At 68.6% G+C, this 14,945-nt stretch carries 11 protein-coding genes; 3 read left to right on the forward strand and 8 right to left on the reverse strand.

Features of this window, described 5'->3' with window-relative positions; translation table 11 throughout:
- Positions 1–33: 33 nt before the first annotated feature.
- Both ACF8ME_RS18580 and ACF8ME_RS18585 read right to left on the reverse strand, forming a co-directional pair.
- The gene (locus ACF8ME_RS18580; RefSeq protein ID WP_392417738.1) at positions 34–960 is read right to left on the reverse strand and encodes a diguanylate cyclase; all 927 of its coding nucleotides are present in this window, start codon (positions 958–960) and stop codon (positions 34–36) included.
- On the reverse strand, positions 953–4,855 hold the full coding sequence (locus ACF8ME_RS18585) for a response regulator (protein WP_392417740.1): 3,903 nt from the start codon (positions 4,853–4,855) through the stop codon (positions 953–955). The genes ACF8ME_RS18580 and ACF8ME_RS18585 overlap by 8 nt, the downstream gene beginning before the upstream one ends.
- Before the next feature lie 267 nt (positions 4,856–5,122).
- On the opposite strand from ACF8ME_RS18585, the gene ffh reads away from it, so the two are divergent.
- The 3 genes from ffh (at position 5,123) to ACF8ME_RS18600 (ending at position 7,647) form a co-directional block, all read left to right on the forward strand.
- Positions 5,123–6,517, forward strand: coding sequence for a signal recognition particle protein (gene ffh / locus ACF8ME_RS18590; protein WP_016447993.1), 1,395 nt, complete (start codon positions 5,123–5,125; stop codon positions 6,515–6,517).
- A 93-nt stretch (positions 6,518–6,610) separates the two neighbouring features.
- Positions 6,611–7,165 (forward strand): C40 family peptidase, encoded by a 555-nt coding sequence (locus ACF8ME_RS18595; protein WP_016447992.1) that lies wholly within the window; start codon positions 6,611–6,613, stop codon positions 7,163–7,165.
- 86 nt (positions 7,166–7,251) lie between these two features.
- Complete coding sequence (locus ACF8ME_RS18600) at positions 7,252–7,647, forward strand: helix-turn-helix domain-containing protein (protein WP_016447991.1); 396 nt, start codon at positions 7,252–7,254, stop codon at positions 7,645–7,647.
- Positions 7,648–7,669: 22 nt separating this feature from the next.
- Here ACF8ME_RS18600 and ACF8ME_RS18605 read toward each other — a convergent pair whose 3' ends face one another.
- From ACF8ME_RS18605 to fdhD, 6 genes are all read right to left on the reverse strand, one after another.
- Positions 7,670–8,344: a DUF1266 domain-containing protein gene (locus ACF8ME_RS18605; RefSeq protein ID WP_392417742.1), complete on the reverse strand. Its 675-nt coding sequence runs from the start codon at positions 8,342–8,344 to the stop codon at positions 7,670–7,672.
- Positions 8,341–9,558, reverse strand: coding sequence for a hypothetical protein (locus tag ACF8ME_RS18610; RefSeq protein ID WP_392417744.1), 1,218 nt, complete (start codon positions 9,556–9,558; stop codon positions 8,341–8,343). The genes ACF8ME_RS18605 and ACF8ME_RS18610 overlap by 4 nt, the downstream gene beginning before the upstream one ends.
- On the reverse strand, positions 9,555–11,843 hold the full coding sequence (locus ACF8ME_RS18615; protein WP_392417746.1) for a hypothetical protein: 2,289 nt from the start codon (positions 11,841–11,843) through the stop codon (positions 9,555–9,557). Before ACF8ME_RS18615 ends, ACF8ME_RS18610 begins: the two co-directional genes overlap by 4 nt.
- Before the next feature lie 210 nt (positions 11,844–12,053).
- Positions 12,054–13,382, reverse strand: coding sequence for a tRNA (N6-isopentenyl adenosine(37)-C2)-methylthiotransferase MiaB (gene miaB / locus ACF8ME_RS18620; RefSeq protein WP_016447987.1), 1,329 nt, complete (start codon positions 13,380–13,382; stop codon positions 12,054–12,056).
- Positions 13,383–13,538: 156 nt separating this feature from the next.
- Entirely contained in the window at positions 13,539–13,940 is a 402-nt protein-coding gene (locus ACF8ME_RS18625) for a hypothetical protein (RefSeq protein ID WP_016447986.1), read from the reverse strand.
- A gap of 73 nt (positions 13,941–14,013) precedes the next feature.
- Complete coding sequence (gene fdhD, locus ACF8ME_RS18630) at positions 14,014–14,934, reverse strand: formate dehydrogenase accessory sulfurtransferase FdhD (protein WP_392417748.1); 921 nt, start codon at positions 14,932–14,934, stop codon at positions 14,014–14,016.
- Between the last annotated feature and the right edge of the window lie 11 nt (positions 14,935–14,945).

The following is a 14,945-nucleotide window of genomic DNA, read 5'->3' on the forward strand; positions in this document are numbered from 1 at the left end:
GGGCGCCGTGCCGTGGTTCGGAGCGCATTTTCTTCAGGGCTCGATGGCTGCCTCGGTGCGATTGCGCCCCAGGGCCTTGGCCTGGTAGAGCAGGCCGTCCACCTTCTGCAGCCAGGTTTCCAAAGGCGCGGCAGACGGCTGCCGCACGGTGAGTACGCCGCAACTGACGGTGAGCAGCGGCGCCGTGGGAGAGGCGGCGTGGGCGATGGACAGGCGCAGCACTTCCTGGCGGAAATTCTCGGCCATGACCTGGGCGTCGCTTTCGCCAGGGAGGATGAGCGCGAATTCCTCGCCGCCAAAGCGCGCTGCCAGGTCGTAGGGCCGGCGCGCATGGCGCTGCAGCGTGGCGGCCACTGCCTTGAGCGCCTCGTCCCCCTGCACATGGCCATAGCAGTCGTTGTATTGCTTGAAGTGGTCTATATCAATGAGAGCCAGGCCCACGGACTCGCCCGTGCGCAGGCTGCGGCGGTGGGAGCGCTCCAGCATGTCGTCGAAGTGGCGGCGGTTGGCCAGCCCTGTCAGTCCGTCCACCATGGCCAGGCGCTCCAGGGCCTGGCGCTGCAGGGCCAGGCGTATCTGGTTGCGCACGCGCACCTCGACCACGGCGGGACGTATGGGCTTGGAGACATAGTCGGCCGCGCCCAGGCGCAGGCCGTATTCCTCGGCCTGGGCATTGCTCTGGCCGGTGATGAAGATGACGGCGATATGGGCGGTGCGCTCCTGGGCGCGCAACGCACCCAGCACCTCGTAGCCGTTCATGCCGGGCATGGCCAGGTCCAGCAGGATCAGCTGCAGCCGGTGGGCTTCGCGCTGGGCGATCACCAGCGCACCCGGGCCGTCCTTGGCCAGCAGCACACGGTAGTGGGGGCTCAGCAGCTCGGCCAGCATGCTGCGGTTCAGCCGTTCGTCGTCAACGATGAGGACCGTGGGCAGTTCCGGCCCGGTCAAGGCTTCAAACATCTGCAGCTCCCTGTAGGACCGTCCGGTTCATGGCCATGCTCCGCGCCAGCTGTTCGAGCGCCTGCAGCGCCGCCTCGGTTTCCAGGGACTCGGTGCAGCGCTGGATGCGCTGCAGCACGGACGCATGGCGCCCGTCGACCAGGGGCCGCAGCCGATCCAGTTCGGCCATGGCGGCATAGTCGCTGTCGGCAATCTGCAGCCGCAGCCGAGCCAGGGTGGACGAGACTTCTTCCGCGGTCATCGGCTGCCGCTGCGGGGGGGGCGCGGCAGTGGTCACGGCGGTCACGGCGGCCGCGGACGCCACGGCCACTACGGCCGTCTGCCCGGACCGCCGGGCGATTTCCGCCAGCAGGCCCTGCAGTCCATCGGCCAGCGCCTGGACCAGGGATTGCAGATCGGCGCCGGGCCGGGCGTTGCCGCCATTGCCGTCGCCTGACAGGCAGGCTTGCGCACCGGTCTCGGCCATGGCCGACCATTGCTCCAGCAGGTCCGCGCCCAGGTAGCCCAGACTGCCCTTGAAGGTGTGCACCAGCGTTGCCACGGTGTCCCAATGGCCGCTGCGCACGGCATCGCGCAGCCGTTGCGGCGCATCGGCAAAGTCCTGGGCAAAGCCTTCGATGGCGTGGAGCATGCGCGGCGATTGGCCGGCAAGGCGTTGCCGCAGCCGTGCCGGATCCCAGGCCTGGGCAGGGCTTGACGGCGTCGGCTGCAAGGGCGCGGCCGGCGCAAGCGCTGCCGTTGGAGGAGGGCCCGCGCGCAGGCAGCGCTGCAGTGTCTCGTACAGCAGCACATCGTCAACGGGTTTGGTCAGATGGGCATTCATGCCTGCGGCCTCGATCCGGGCGCGCTCCTCGACATAGGCCTGCGCAGTCAGCGCGATCACCGGAAGATGCCGCAGCGCGCTGCGCGTGCGGATGGTGCGCGTGACACTGAGGCCGTCCATGCCGGGCATGTGCACGTCCATGAGCACGGCATCGAAAGGCTGGGTGTCCAGCAGCTGCAGCGCCTGCAGACCGTCCTGCGCAGTCTGTACCGATATGCCGGCCTGCTCCAGCAGCTCGGTGGCCACCTCGCGGTTGAGTACGTTGTCATCCACCACCAGCACCCTGCGCCCAGGCAGGCCCGGGTAGCGCTGCTGTGGCGAGGGGCCGGCCGCCGGGCTTTCCGGCGGGGGCGATTCGGGGTCCCGCAGTGCCTCCCGGATGCACGAGCGCAGTGCCGATGCGGTCAAGGGCTTGATCAGCAGGCCCCGCGGGCCCAACTGCGCGGCCTGCAGCTGCACTTCGTCGCGCCCGAAGGCCGTGACCATGAGCGCAGCCGGGGTCTTGGCCAGGTCCTGCTGCTCGCGCATGCGGCGTGCCAGGTCCAGCCCGTCCATGCCGGGCATGCGCCAGTCCAGCAGGGCCAGGCCGTAGGGGGATTCCTGGCGTGCGGCCTCTTGCAGCATGTGCAGCGCCTGCATGCCGTCCGCCGCCGTATCGCAGCGCATGCCCAGTTTGCGCACCATGGCGGCCAGGGCCTCGCGCGCGCTGGCGTTGTCATCGACGATGAGAACGCCGGTGCTGCCCAGGTTGTCGTGGCCGTCCAGCGGCGCATCCGTGGCAGGCCGGACCTTGGCCGTGAAGCGGAAGTTGCTGCCCTGGCCGGGCTGGCTGCAGACGCTGATCTCGCCGCCCATGAGCTGCACCAGCCTGTGGCAGATGGCCAGGCCCAGGCCGGTGCCGCCGTGGCGGCGCGTGGTCTGGATGTCGGCCTGGGTGAAAGGCTGGAACAGCCGTTCGGCCCGCGATGCATCCAGGCCTATGCCGGTGTCGCGCACGTTCACGCACAGGTGGTGCAGGGGCGCTGCCGTGGCGTGCGCGTCGGCCTCCACCGGCGCGCACGCCAGCGGCGGCTCCAGATGCAGGGAGATCACCACCTCGCCATGCTCGGTGAACTTGATGGCATTGCCGACCAGGTTGGTCAGCACCTGGCCCAGGCGCAGCGGGTCGCCGCGCAACCGGGGCGGCAGGTGCGGGTCCAGCGCATAGACCACTTCCAGCCCCTTTTCCTCTGCGCGCAGCGCCGTGGAGGCCGAGACGGTCTCCAGCACATCGTCAAGGGCGAAATCCACTTCCTCCAGCGCCAGCATGCCCGCCTCTATCTTGGAAAAGTCGAGGACGTCGTTGATCACGGCCAGCAGGGCGCTGGCCGAGCGCTCCACCTTCTCCAGGTAGCCGCGCTGGCGTGATGTCAGCGCGGTCTGCTGTACCAGGCGCGTCATGCCGATGACGGTGTTCATGGGGGTGCGGATTTCGTGGCTCATGATGGCCAGGAAATCCGACTTGGCCCGTTCGGCCGCTTCTGCGGCCTCCTTGGCCTGCTGCAGCGCCTGCTCGGCCTCGCGCTCGCGGGTGATGTCCAGCATGATGCCGTCCCAGACCATGCCCTCGTGGCTGCTCCGGGGGGCCGATCGGCAGCGCAGCCAGCGGATCTCTCCATCGGGCCTGATCACGCGGAAGCGGCAGTCGAAGACCCGCAGCGTATCGACCGAGCACTGCAGCATCTGCTGGTAGTGCGGCAGGTCCTCGGGATGGATGGCATTCAGGTAGGCCTGACGGTCGGCCATGATGGCGTGGGCCGGCACGCCGATCAGGTTCTCTATGCCGGCACTGATGTAGCTGAGCCGCAGTTGCGCCAGGCCGCCTTCCAGGCGGTAGATGGCGCCGCTGGGCAGGTTGTCGGCCAGGGCTTCGAGGCGCATGCGTGCGTCCTCGCGTTCGGACAGGTCCTGCAGCGTGCCGCTGAGCGCGACGATGCGGCCTTGCTCGTCGCGCAGGGCGCGGCCCATGAGGCGGGCCGCGAACCTCCGTCCGTCCGGGCAGTGGTGCACGACATCGAGGCTGTAGGACTGGCCGGTGCCGATGCACAGCTGCACGGCAGCGGTGAGCCGGGCAAGATCCTGCGGTCCGAGCATGGCGCGCAGGGCATGGCGCGTCAGCGGCGGACCCTGGGGGTCCAGGCCGTTCATCACATACATCATCTCCGAGGCCTGGAAGTGCTCGGTGTCCAGCTCCCATGTCCAGCTGCCCAGGCGCGCCAGCTGTTCGGCCTGGCGCAGCACGTCGTAGCTTTTTTGCAGCTGGGACTCGGTCTGGCGCATGAGGGTGATGTCGCGCGCAATGCCCAGCACGCCCACGGTCCGGCCCTCGTCATTGCGGTAAGGAATTTTGGTGGACTGGAAGAGGCGGCGCTGCCCGTTGACCAGCAAATGATCCTCCGACACCACGGGGGCGTCGCTGTCCAGCACCCGGCGGTCGCTGTGGGTGAAGCTGCTGTCGGGGAACAGTTCCTGGTCGGTCTTGCCCACGATGTCTTCGGGCGTGCGCCCGGAAAAGCGCGCGGCGGCGGGGTTGACGAAGGTGTAGCGGCCCTGCCGGTCCTTGGCGAAGACCAGGTCGGGCGTTTCGTGCATCACGGCTTCCAGCAGGCGCGTCGAATCCTGCCACGGCCCGGTACTTTTTCGCAGGAGCGGCTCCAGCTGCGCATCGGGCTGGCCGATCGGCTCGTCCTGGCCGGTGCGCTCGCTGAGCTCGTGCCAGGTGGTGAAGAAAAGCCGCCTGCCCGCCAGCGACTGGCAATAGATATGGAGCTCGGCGGGGAAGCTGGTGCCGTCGCGGCGGATCAGTCGGCCGCAGAGATGGGCCTGGCTGTCCACGGCCATGTCCTGCCAGGGACCGCGCCTCAGTCCGTCCGCGTCGGGCCACACGTCCATGATGCCCAGCCCCAGCATGGCGGCCTTGTGATGGCCCAGGCTGGCGCAGGCATGGGCATCGAGCAGGCAGCCCTGCTCGTCAAACAGAAGAAAACCGTCGGGGACACGGTCCAGGAACTGGCCATACGGCGTATCGGGCATGAAGACTCCTAGGCGGTAGCAAGCCGGCACTGCACAGGGCGATAGCCATAATCTATGGAAACAGTGTGGATGTTACTGCCGGCCGGTGCCCGCTGCGCGGCAGGGAAGGCCGGTACTTACCCCTGCAGGGGCAGCGGGTAGAATCGTCGGGATCTGCAGGGTCCGTGCCGCGACCCGGCCCCGCCTGGCCCCATTCGGCAACCTGGCCCCGGCTGGCTCGCTGCAGCACACCTTTTCCTTTCCGACGACTCCAGTTCCTCCCCGCTTATGGCCTCCGCTCTGACCGACAAACTTTCGCGACTCGTCAAGGAGATGCGCGGCCAGGCCCGCATCACCGAATCCAACGTACAGGACATGCTGCGCGAAGTGCGCATGGCCCTGCTCGAGGCCGACGTGGCCCTGCCCGTGGTGCGCGACTTCGTTGCGCGCGTCAAGGAAAAAGCGCTGGGCCAGGAGGTGCTGGGCTCCCTGCAGCCCGGCCAGCTGCTGGTGTCCATCGTCAACAAGGAACTGGCCGCCACCATGGGCGAGGGCGTGGCCGACATCAATCTCAACGCCCAGCCGCCTGCCGTCATCCTCATGGCCGGCCTGCAGGGCGCCGGCAAGACCACGACCACGGCCAAGCTGGCCAAGCACTTGATTGAAAAGCGCAAGAAAAAGGTGCTGACCGTGTCGGGCGACGTGTACCGCCCGGCCGCCATCGAGCAGCTCAAGACCGTGACCGGCCAGGCTGGCGCCGAGTGGTTCCCCTCCACGCCAGACCAGAAGCCCCACGACATTGCCGTGGCCGCGCTGGACTACGCCAAGCGCCACTTCTTTGACGTGCTGCTGGTCGATACGGCCGGCCGCCTGGCCATCGACGAGCTGCTGATGGCCGAGATCAAGGATCTGCACGCCACGCTCAAGCCGGTCGAGACCCTGTTCGTCGTCGATGCCATGCAGGGCCAGGATGCGATCAACACGGCCAAGGCCTTCAAGGAGGCCCTGCCCCTGACCGGCATCGTGCTCACCAAGCTCGATGGTGACTCGCGCGGCGGCGCGGCGCTGTCGGTGCGCCAGATCACGGGCGCGCCCATCAAGTTCGCCGGCGTGTCCGAGAAGATCGACGGCCTGGAAGTCTTCGACGCCGACCGCCACGCGCAGCGCGTGCTGGGCATGGGCGACATCGTGGCCCTGGTCGAGCAGGTCACCAAGGGCGTGGACATGGAGGCCGCCCAGAAGCTGGCCGAGAAGGTCAAGAGCGGTGACGGCTTCGACCTCAACGACTTCCTGGCCCAGATCCAGCAGATGAAGCAGATGGGCGGCCTGTCCAACCTCATGGACAAGCTGCCGGCACAGCTCACCGCCAAGGCCGGCCAGGTGGACATGGACAAGGCCGAGCGCGAGATCCGCCGCAAGGAAGGCATCATCTGCTCGATGACTGCCAAGGAGCGCAAGAAGCCCGAGATCATCAAGGCCACGCGCAAGAAGCGCATTGCCGACGGCGCGGGCGTGCAGGTCCAGGAAGTCAACCGCCTGCTCAAGGAGTTCGAGCAGATGCAGGAGATGATGAAGAAGATGAAGGGCGGCGGCCTCATGAAGATGATGAAGCGCATGGGCGGCATGAAGGCCATGAAGGGAATGATGGGCGGTGGCGGCGGCATGCCCAAGCTGCCGTTCTGAGCGGGCCGGGCCCCGCCGATGGACAGTCAAGCCGCAGCACAGCCTGCGGCTTTTCTTTGGCCGCTGCGGGGCTTTGTGAGAACATGCGGCGCCATGAAGGCTGGCGTTTCGACTTCCCTTGCGGCTTCCCGCGTGACTGCATCGCGGCTGTCTCGCCGTGACTGGGGCCTGCTGGCGGCGGCTGCGCTGCTGGCCGGCTGCTCGTCTGCTCCCCGCAAGGGCGCGGGTCCCGGGCCTGCTCCTTCGCCGCAGGCCCTGAACCTGGATGGCGAGTTGCGCGAGGCCCTGCTGGCGCGCACCATGCTCGTGGTCAACACGCCGTATACCTACGGCGGCAATTCGCCCGACGGCGGTTTCGACTGCAGCGGCCTGATCCAGTGGGCCGTGGGCGGCATTACCGAAAGCCGCCTGCCGCGCACCACGGCCCAGTGGGCGCAGTTCAGCAATCCCGTGGGCAGCCGCAGCTTGCAGCGCGGCGACTTCGTGTTCTTCAACACCCTGGGCTCGCGCTATTCGCACATGGGCATCTTTGTGGGCAACGGCCAGTTCGTGCATGCGCCGTCCAGCGGCGGCACGGTGCAGCGCGTGCGCATGGACAATCCCTATTTCGCCAGGCGCTTCACCGAAGCGCGCAGCATCTTCGCCTGAGCGCCTGCCAGGCAAGGCGCCGGGCTTGGCGCCGGCTCTTGAATCGATGGTCCAATGAGAGCTCCATAGAAATCCAGGGTTTCGGAATGGATAACAAGCTCGAATTCGCACAGCGCCTGCGCCAGGCCATCGAGGCTGCGGGTCTGGAGCCGCGGCCCAGCGTGCTGCTGAATCTGTTCAATTCCAGTTACTGGGGTCGGCCGATTTCGTTCCAGGCGGTTGCGCGCTGGCTCAACGGCGAGGCCGTGCCCGAGCAGGACAAGCTGGTGCTGCTGGCCGAGCTGCTCAGGATCGAGCCCGAAGTGCTGCGCTTTGGCGACCCTGCCCAGCGGTCACTGCCGCCTCAGCACGAATGCCAGGAACCGGGCGTGGGCTATCTTGAACGCGAAACCTTCGACGCCTTTCTGAGGCTGCCCGCGCCGCAACGCCAGGTGGTGCGGGAGGTGATCCTGACCTTCGCCAAGGTGCACGGCGAAGGCTGAGGGCCGGGCCACCTGGCAGCCGTCACCGCACCGCCTGCGGCTGCCAGGGCATGGCATGCCAGGGATGGCGCGGATCGGCCACCCATTGCTGCACCTCCTCGGGCGTCACGCTGCGGCCCAGCACGTCGGCCCGGCCACGGGCCAGCCATTGGCTGCGGCCCCGCGCATAGGCCTGGCCGAAGGCCTGCCAGCTGTCAAAGCAATCCCGCGCGCGGCATGCGTTCAGGTGAAGGATCTGCTGGTGCAGGGCCTCGTCCAGCCAGCCCAGCAGCCAGGCACATCGCACGTGGAAGGCCACGCGCGCGCAGGCAAAAGCCATGGCGGCATGGGGATCGTCGCCGGCCTGCAGGCGCTGCAGGTCCAGCGTGAACCAGCGCTGGCGCAGGCCGTCGGGCAACTGGCGTGCGATCTGGGCATCGTCCAGGTCGGTGCGCAGGCCCAGGTGGTGCAGCACCATGGGGCGCAGCTGGGTGGTCAGGGCGTCGTCGGCACCATGGAGCTGCCGGTCTGCAAAGCCGCCCTGGATGGCGTGAAAGGCCATGGGATGGGCCAGGGCCAGGGCCCAGTCCAGCGCCGCATCGCCGCTGCGGTAGCTGCTGAAGTCGCCGCGCTGGCACGCCGCACGCCTGCGGCGCAGGCCGGCGCGCACTGCCCACCAGACCAATGCAGACAGCACAACAAGAGTGAAGGCGTTCATCGCGGATTTCCTGTCCTGCCCGGCGATCCTGCCCGGCGCCGCGCCAGCTCCAGCGACTGCTGCAGGGCCGCGCTGCGCGGCATGCGCTCGAAGGCGGGCACGGGCACGGTGTCGCGGCGTGCCGCGACCAGCCATTGCATCAGGGGCGACCGGATATCCAGCTGCTCCAGCAGCGCCGGGTGGGCCTGGAGCAGCCACAATTGCTCGGCTTCGGTGTGCAGCTCGCTGGCCGCGCACCAGGCGCCGGTGTGGCCCGAGGCCAGCAGATGCGCCGGACGGCGCACGATGCCCATGGCAAGGGCATCCGCTGGCGCCTCGCCATCGGCATCGAGGTGGTTGAGCAGGGCCAGCACGTCGGCCAGGTAGCGCGCAATCGGCGGGCGGTTCTGCTTGCCCTTGATCTGGTCGATGCGCAGCCGCCCGCCGTCAAGCACCTGGGCGCTGACGGTGATGCGCGGCTGGGCCGTGCCCGTGCGGTAGCTGAACAGGCGCAGCCGGCCCTGCTTGCAGGCTTCGGCGTAGTGCTCGCCGTAGCCGCCGCGCAGCGCGCCGCGCGCGCTGAACTGGCCCAGGCAGTGCCGCATCATCTGGCTTTCATAGGCCATTTCGGCGCGCAGGTCCGGGCTTTGGGCATCGAATTCCACGAACACGCCCAACTGGCCGCGCAGCAGCGGACGCACGGCGCCGGGCCGGTGCTCGGCCCAGCCGCTTTCGCTTTTTCTGGTGAAGGCCAGGTGCTCCAGCGTCCAGCGCGCCAGGGCCTGCGGGCAGTTGATGCGCTGCAGCTTGCCCTCAAGCGCCGTGCCGCGCCGGGTGGACAGGAACTCCAGCAGCCGGCTTTCCAGCGCCAGCAGCGGGGCGCTGTCAGGCTCCACCCACCACAGCGGTGCGCTGGCGCCGGCCCCAGGGCTGTCCTGTAGCGGTGGCTGGCGGGCCGCATGCGCGCGCAGGCGCTCCAGCGCCCAGGCGGCAGGCTCGGTGCGCCGGTGCAGGCGCAGCAGCTCGGCCTGCGTGGAGATGGGCTGAACGGCCGGCGGATCGGCGTCGAGGTTGCCGATCACGTGGCGGTAGAAGTGGTTGGCCAGCCAGGCCGCGATCTCCTGACTGTCGCCGCGCGCCGCGCTGCGCTCACGTATGCGCTGCTTGATGTCCGGCGCATTGACCACGTCGCGCGGGCGGTAGGCGCTGGCTGCCGTGGCGGCTCCCGGGTTCACCACAGCTTCCACCAGGGCTTGCTGTCCGAGCGCAGCTTGAGGCAGCGCTGGAGGCCGTCCCTGGCCATCTTGTGCTCGGCCTCGCTGTCATCGGGGGTGAGCTTGGCGATGGCCTCGCGGTGCAGGGCCACGGCCTGATCGATGGGGCCGCAGCTTTCCATGGCGCAGGCCAGGCGGCGCAGCGTGTAGCACTCGCCCAGGGCGCGCACTTCGGGCAGCAGGGCCTCCAGGCGGGGGCGCACCACGTCGCCATGGCTTTCGGAGAAGAAGTCGAGCAGGGACATCAGGGCCGCCAGGTAGTCGCGCCGCTGTTCGCGCTGCTCGTCTGCGTCCAGTTCCTCGAACCACTGGTCCAGGCGTTCCAGCCAGATGCCGATCTCGCCCGCGCGGCCGAGCTGGTAGAGCGCCAGCGCCACGCTGGGGAAGTAGTCGGTGGGGCAGTGGCGGCTGTAGCCGTAGTCCTGGGTGAAGTGCCACAGCTGCTCGGCCGCCGTGACGATGCCGGGTCGGTCGTCACGGCGGATGGCACACCACAGCAGGCCGTCATGGTGCTCGGCGAAGGGGCTGCTGGACAGTCCCTTGTGGTGCAGGGCTGCAGCCTCTTCATAGCGCTGCTGCGAGCGGTACTTGATGGCAAGGTTGTTGCAGAGCATGGAGTAGACGTGCAGGTGCGCGTCCTTGTACCTGCCCTGGCCGCTGGCCCAGAAGGCTTCGAAGCGGGCCAGGCCCTCTTCGTAGTAGCGCTGCACCAGCGGCTCGCGCACCTCGTCGTCCGGCACCTGACGGCCTTCGCCCATGAGGGCGGCCAGGTCGTCCTCGTCGTCCAGGGTCACGCCCGCTGCATAGCACCAGTGGGCGCCATGGCCCTGCGCAAAGGGGCGCTGCAGCGCCTGCGCGGCGGGCAGCACGGCGAAGCGCGCGGCCCAGAGCATGGGCAGCAGCTCGGAGTTGGCGTGCCGGGGCTGCTCGCCCACGCCGCGCTCGAGCAGCGGCAGGGCCTGTTCCCATTGGTGGTTCCTGGCCAGGCGCCAGCCGTCGATCATGTCCAGCAGCGGATGGCCGGGCGCCTGGGCACGCGCCAGGGCCAGGTAGTCGTCGGCGCTGCGCGCAGCAGCCGGGCTGTCTTCCAGGATCTCCTGCATGTCGGAGTCCAGGCCGGCCCAGGCCAGGATCAGCGCCCAGGCGGGGGCGTGGGCGGTGTCGCTGTCCACCATGCGCAGTGCCAGCTCATAGCCCTGGCGGGCCGATCCGGGGCGGCTGTGCAGCACGCTCTCCAGCGCCAGGTCCGCCGCATCGGCCAGGCGGCCCGCCTCTTGCAGCCATTGCAGCACCAGGCCGCTGGAGGCGTCGTCGGAGTCGTCCACCAGGCCGAAGCGGCCCAGCTCGGCCAGCTGCAGCGCGGCCTCTGGCTGGCCCATGGCATGGCAGGCCATGGCCTGCAGCCGTGCCTCATGGACCTTGCGGTGCGCGCGCACCGCCTGCGATGCGGCGGGGCTTTCCGTGCGGGCCAGGTGCTGCTGCGCCGCCATCAGCACGGCCGGAACGCTTTGCGGGGCCAGCGGCAGCACTTCGCGCGCAAGGTGCAGCCAGTCGTCGAAGTCCACGTTCTGGTCGGCGTCTGCCAGGGCCAACTGCGCCGTGGCGGCCTGCACATGGCGCACGGTGGCCGGCACATCGCCGCGCAGGCGGGCCAGCTCGGCCTTGCGCAGGCTGGCACGCGCGTCGCGGCGCGCGGGGGATGCCTCGCCGTCGGGGTCGCTGCGCTCGTGGCTGCGCTGCAGGTCCACGCCTTGCTCGGCCAGTTCCCAGGCCTGGGCCTCGCGGGCCAGGTAGTGCCAGCCATTCCAGTAGCGATAGGGCTCGCCGGTGTGCGGCAGCCGGCCCATGAGATCGGCGGCAGGCGCGAGCAGGGCCACGCCGCCTTCGCGGTCAAAGCGCAGCCGGCTCTGGATGTCGCTGAGCGCCAGGCTGGCCGTGGCCAGCAGGCGGTTGTCACCCTGCAGGTGCTGCAGCGTGGCATCGCGGTGCTCGCGCAGCAGGGCGTTGGCGGTCTCGGGCCGTTCCAGGTCGAGCCAGAGATCGTGCAGACGCTCCAGCTCGCTCACCGTGGCCGGCGCGAAGCGCTGCTGCGAGAGCAGCTCCATGACGGCCGCCTGGCGTTCGGCCGGGGCGATGGGGCTGGTTTCATCTTCCTGTTGCAGCAGGTCGTGCGCCTGGTCCATGAAGGCATGCAGGGCTTCGCCCTCAAGGATGGCCTGGGCGTTGGCGGGCTGGGAGGTGTTCATGGAATCGATAGCAAGCAAGCGAAGCTGGAAAAGCCATGCAGGCCGACAGACCTCAGGGCGGCAACCCGCGATGCTAGCGGGCCGGCCCGCGCCAGGCCAGTGTGGCCGGGATGTTTTCACGTCCTGTTACATGCAAAAAGCCCGGCATTGCCGGGCTTTCGTTACGCAAGAGGTCGCTGGGCCACCGGGGCCGCAGGGATCGGGTTGGGATCAGTGGCGCACCACGACTTCGCCGCGCAGCGTGAAGGTGCGTGCCTCGGTGATCTTCACATCGATCATCTGGCCGATCAGGCGTTCGTTGCCCGGGAAGTTGACCACGCGGTTGCACTCGGTGCGGCCCATGAGTTCGCTGCCATCGCGCTTGGACAGTCCTTCCACCAGCAGGCGCTGCACCGTGCCCACGCGCTCGTCGCTGATGTCCTTGATGTTGTTGTTGATCACGGCCTGCAGCTCCTGCAGGCGGCGCAGCTTGACCTCGTGCGGCGTGTCGTCGTGCAGGTTGGCGGCCGGCGTGCCGGGGCGGGGGCTGAAGATGAAGCTGAAGCTGTTGTCGAAGCGCACGTCGTGGATGAGCTTCATCATCTTCTGGAAGTCTTCCTCGGTCTCGCCGGGGAAGCCCACGATGAAGTCGCTGCTCATGGCCATCTCGGGCCGGATGGCACGCAGCTTGCGGATGGTGCTCTTGTATTCCATGGCCGTGTAGCCGCGCTTCATGGCCATGAGTATCTTGTCGCTGCCGTGCTGCACGGGCAGGTGCAGGTGGCTGACCAGCTTGGGCAGCCGAGCGTAGGCCTCGATCAGGCGCGGCGTGAATTCGTTGGGATGGCTGGTGGTGTAGCGGATCCGCTCGATGCCGGGGATCTCGGACACGTATTCCAGCAGCAGGGCAAAGTCGGCGATCTCGGCCGTGTCACCCATCTTGCCCAGGTAGGCGTTCACGTTCTGGCCCAGCAGCGTGACCTCCTTCACGCCCTGGTCGGCCAGGCCCGCGACCTCGACCAGCACGTCCTCGAACGGGCGGCTGACTTCCTCGCCGCGCGTATAGGGCACGACGCAGTAGCTGCAGTACTTGGAGCAGCCTTCCATGATGGAGACAAAGGCCGAGGAGCCTTCCACGCGCGCCGGTGGCAGGTGGTCGAATTTCTCGATCTCGGGAAAGCTGATATCGACCTGGGGCTTGTGCCTGGCGGCGCGTGCATTGAGCAGCTCGGGCAGGCGGTGCAGGGTCTGCGGGCCGAAGACCACGTCCACATAGGGCGCGCGCTTGATGATTTCCTCGCCCTCCTGGCTGGCCACGCAGCCGCCCACGCCGATGAGCACGCCGCGTTCCTTCAGGTGCTTGTAGCGGCCCAGGTCGCTGAACACCTTCTCCTGTGCCTTCTCGCGCACCGAGCAGGTGTTGAACAGGATCAGGTCGGCCTGCTCCGGGTCGTCGGTGGACTCGTAGCCCTGGGCGGCGCCCAGCACATCGGCCATCTTGTCCGAGTCGTACTCGTTCATCTGGCAGCCGAAGGTTTTGATAAAGACTTTCTTGGACATGGTGGGGTTCCGTCAGGCAGCCGCCGCACTGCAAGCGGCGGTCTGCAAAAAAAGAAGATGGCCGGGCCAGGGCGGGCGCTGTGCTCCCTGGCCCGAGCCGCTGCGCCCCGCAAGCTGCGGGCCGCATCCATCGTGTGCGTGCGGTGTGCGCCGGCCTCAGTTGAAGAAGCGGTGCAGCATCGACTTGGGCTTGTAGTGCTTGTCGGCCTCGGCCTTGGTCAGGATCCAGGCCTGGTGCAGCCACTGCGTCTGCGGCTCGATCACATAGCCCACCACGAGCTTGCTGCCCTGGTAGTTGATGGCCTGCACCAGCGTGCGCTCGGGGCTGAACAGGCGAAAGCCCGGGCTGGTGCGAATGGTCTTGCCGTCGATTTCGACCACGGGAAACTGCGCGGTCACGACCAGCTCGCCGAACTGGGCCTGCGGCGGGAAGTTGCGTGTCTCGTTGGAGGGCAGGCCCTGCGCGGCCGCGCCCAGGCTGGCGCAGGCCAGGCCGGCGAGCAGGGCGCCGGCGCACAGGCGGCGGACGGCGGAGAAATGGGGCTTGCAGCGGTTCATGGTGTACATCCAGGGGCTGAACCCGCGATTCTACGAACTTGCCGCTGCGCGGGCGCGGCACTCGGGCATTGGGTCAGGCGCGGCCCGGCGCATACAGCACGGCCTTGGGCGGCCGGCACAGGCCCCAGAAGCGCAGGCCGGTCAGCTCGGCCATCTGCACACCCATGGCCGTGGGGGCGGAGATGGTGGCCAGGGCGGCGATGCCGACCCTGGCGCATTTGCGCACCAGCTCATGGCTGCCCCGGCTGGAGAGCACGACAAAGCCGGCCTCGCCCAGGCGGCCTGTGCGCGAGAGGCGGCCGACCAGCTTGTCCAGCGCGTTGTGGCGGCCCACGTCCTCGAGCACATCCGTCAGTTGCCCGTCCAGCCCTGCCCAGCCTGCGGCATGCACGGCGCCGGCTTCGGCGTTGAGCCGCTGCAGCGGCGGCAGGGCATCGATGGCAGCGCACACCGTGGTGGCATCGACACGGGCGATCCAGTCGTGCGCGGGCAGCGGGTCGAAGGACAGGTCCAGCGCCGCGAAGCTGTCCACGCCGCAGACGCCGCAGCCTGTGCGCCCGCTCATGCTGCGGCGCCGGTCCTTGAGGCGCGTGAAGCAGCGCGAGGCCACGTCCAGCTGCACCTCGATGCCGTCCATGCCGGACGGAAGGCCTGCGGCCTGTGCAGCCACGGTGCGCACCTCGATGCCGTAGCAGTCGGCAGCGCTGTCCAGAATGCCTTCGGTGAGCGCAAAACCCAGCGCAAAGTCTTCCAGGTCCGAGGGCGTACCCATCATCACGGCATGCGAGATGCCATTGAACACCAGGGCGATGGGGACTTCGCTGGCCAGCACCTGCGGCTCGGCCTGGATGCTGACGGCGCCGCCACCGGCGATCCGGTGGCGCACCACCGCATGCGTGCGCAGTGCGGCAATGGCGGGCGCGGTGGCGCAGGCAGCATCTGCCGGGCCCGAGTCCGGGGCGGGTGCGGGAGCGTGTTCGGTGGTGGCGTTCATGGCGTGGGCCG

Source organism: Delftia sp. WSY_7, assembly GCF_043104845.1.
In the GTDB taxonomy this organism is placed as follows: domain Bacteria; phylum Pseudomonadota; class Gammaproteobacteria; order Burkholderiales; family Burkholderiaceae_C; genus Comamonas; species Comamonas tsuruhatensis.

Coding starts and splice junctions, on each gene's coding strand:
- ACF8ME_RS18615 (WP_392417746.1), bottom strand. CDS start 11,843: ATGAACACCTCCCAGCCCGCCAACGCCCAGGCCATCCTTGAGGGCGAA.
- ACF8ME_RS18585 (WP_392417740.1), bottom strand. CDS start 4,855: ATGCCCGATACGCCGTATGGCCAGTTCCTGGACCGTGTCCCCGACGGT.
- ACF8ME_RS18580 (WP_392417738.1), bottom strand. CDS start 960: ATGTTTGAAGCCTTGACCGGGCCGGAACTGCCCACGGTCCTCATCGTT.
- fdhD (WP_392417748.1), bottom strand. CDS start 14,934: ATGAACGCCACCACCGAACACGCTCCCGCACCCGCCCCGGACTCGGGC.
- miaB (WP_016447987.1), bottom strand. CDS start 13,382: ATGTCCAAGAAAGTCTTTATCAAAACCTTCGGCTGCCAGATGAACGAG.
- ACF8ME_RS18595 (WP_016447992.1), top strand. CDS start 6,611: ATGAAGGCTGGCGTTTCGACTTCCCTTGCGGCTTCCCGCGTGACTGCA.
- ffh (WP_016447993.1), top strand. CDS start 5,123: ATGGCCTCCGCTCTGACCGACAAACTTTCGCGACTCGTCAAGGAGATG.
- ACF8ME_RS18625 (WP_016447986.1), bottom strand. CDS start 13,940: ATGAACCGCTGCAAGCCCCATTTCTCCGCCGTCCGCCGCCTGTGCGCC.
- ACF8ME_RS18605 (WP_392417742.1), bottom strand. CDS start 8,344: ATGAACGCCTTCACTCTTGTTGTGCTGTCTGCATTGGTCTGGTGGGCA.
- ACF8ME_RS18600 (WP_016447991.1), top strand. CDS start 7,252: ATGGATAACAAGCTCGAATTCGCACAGCGCCTGCGCCAGGCCATCGAG.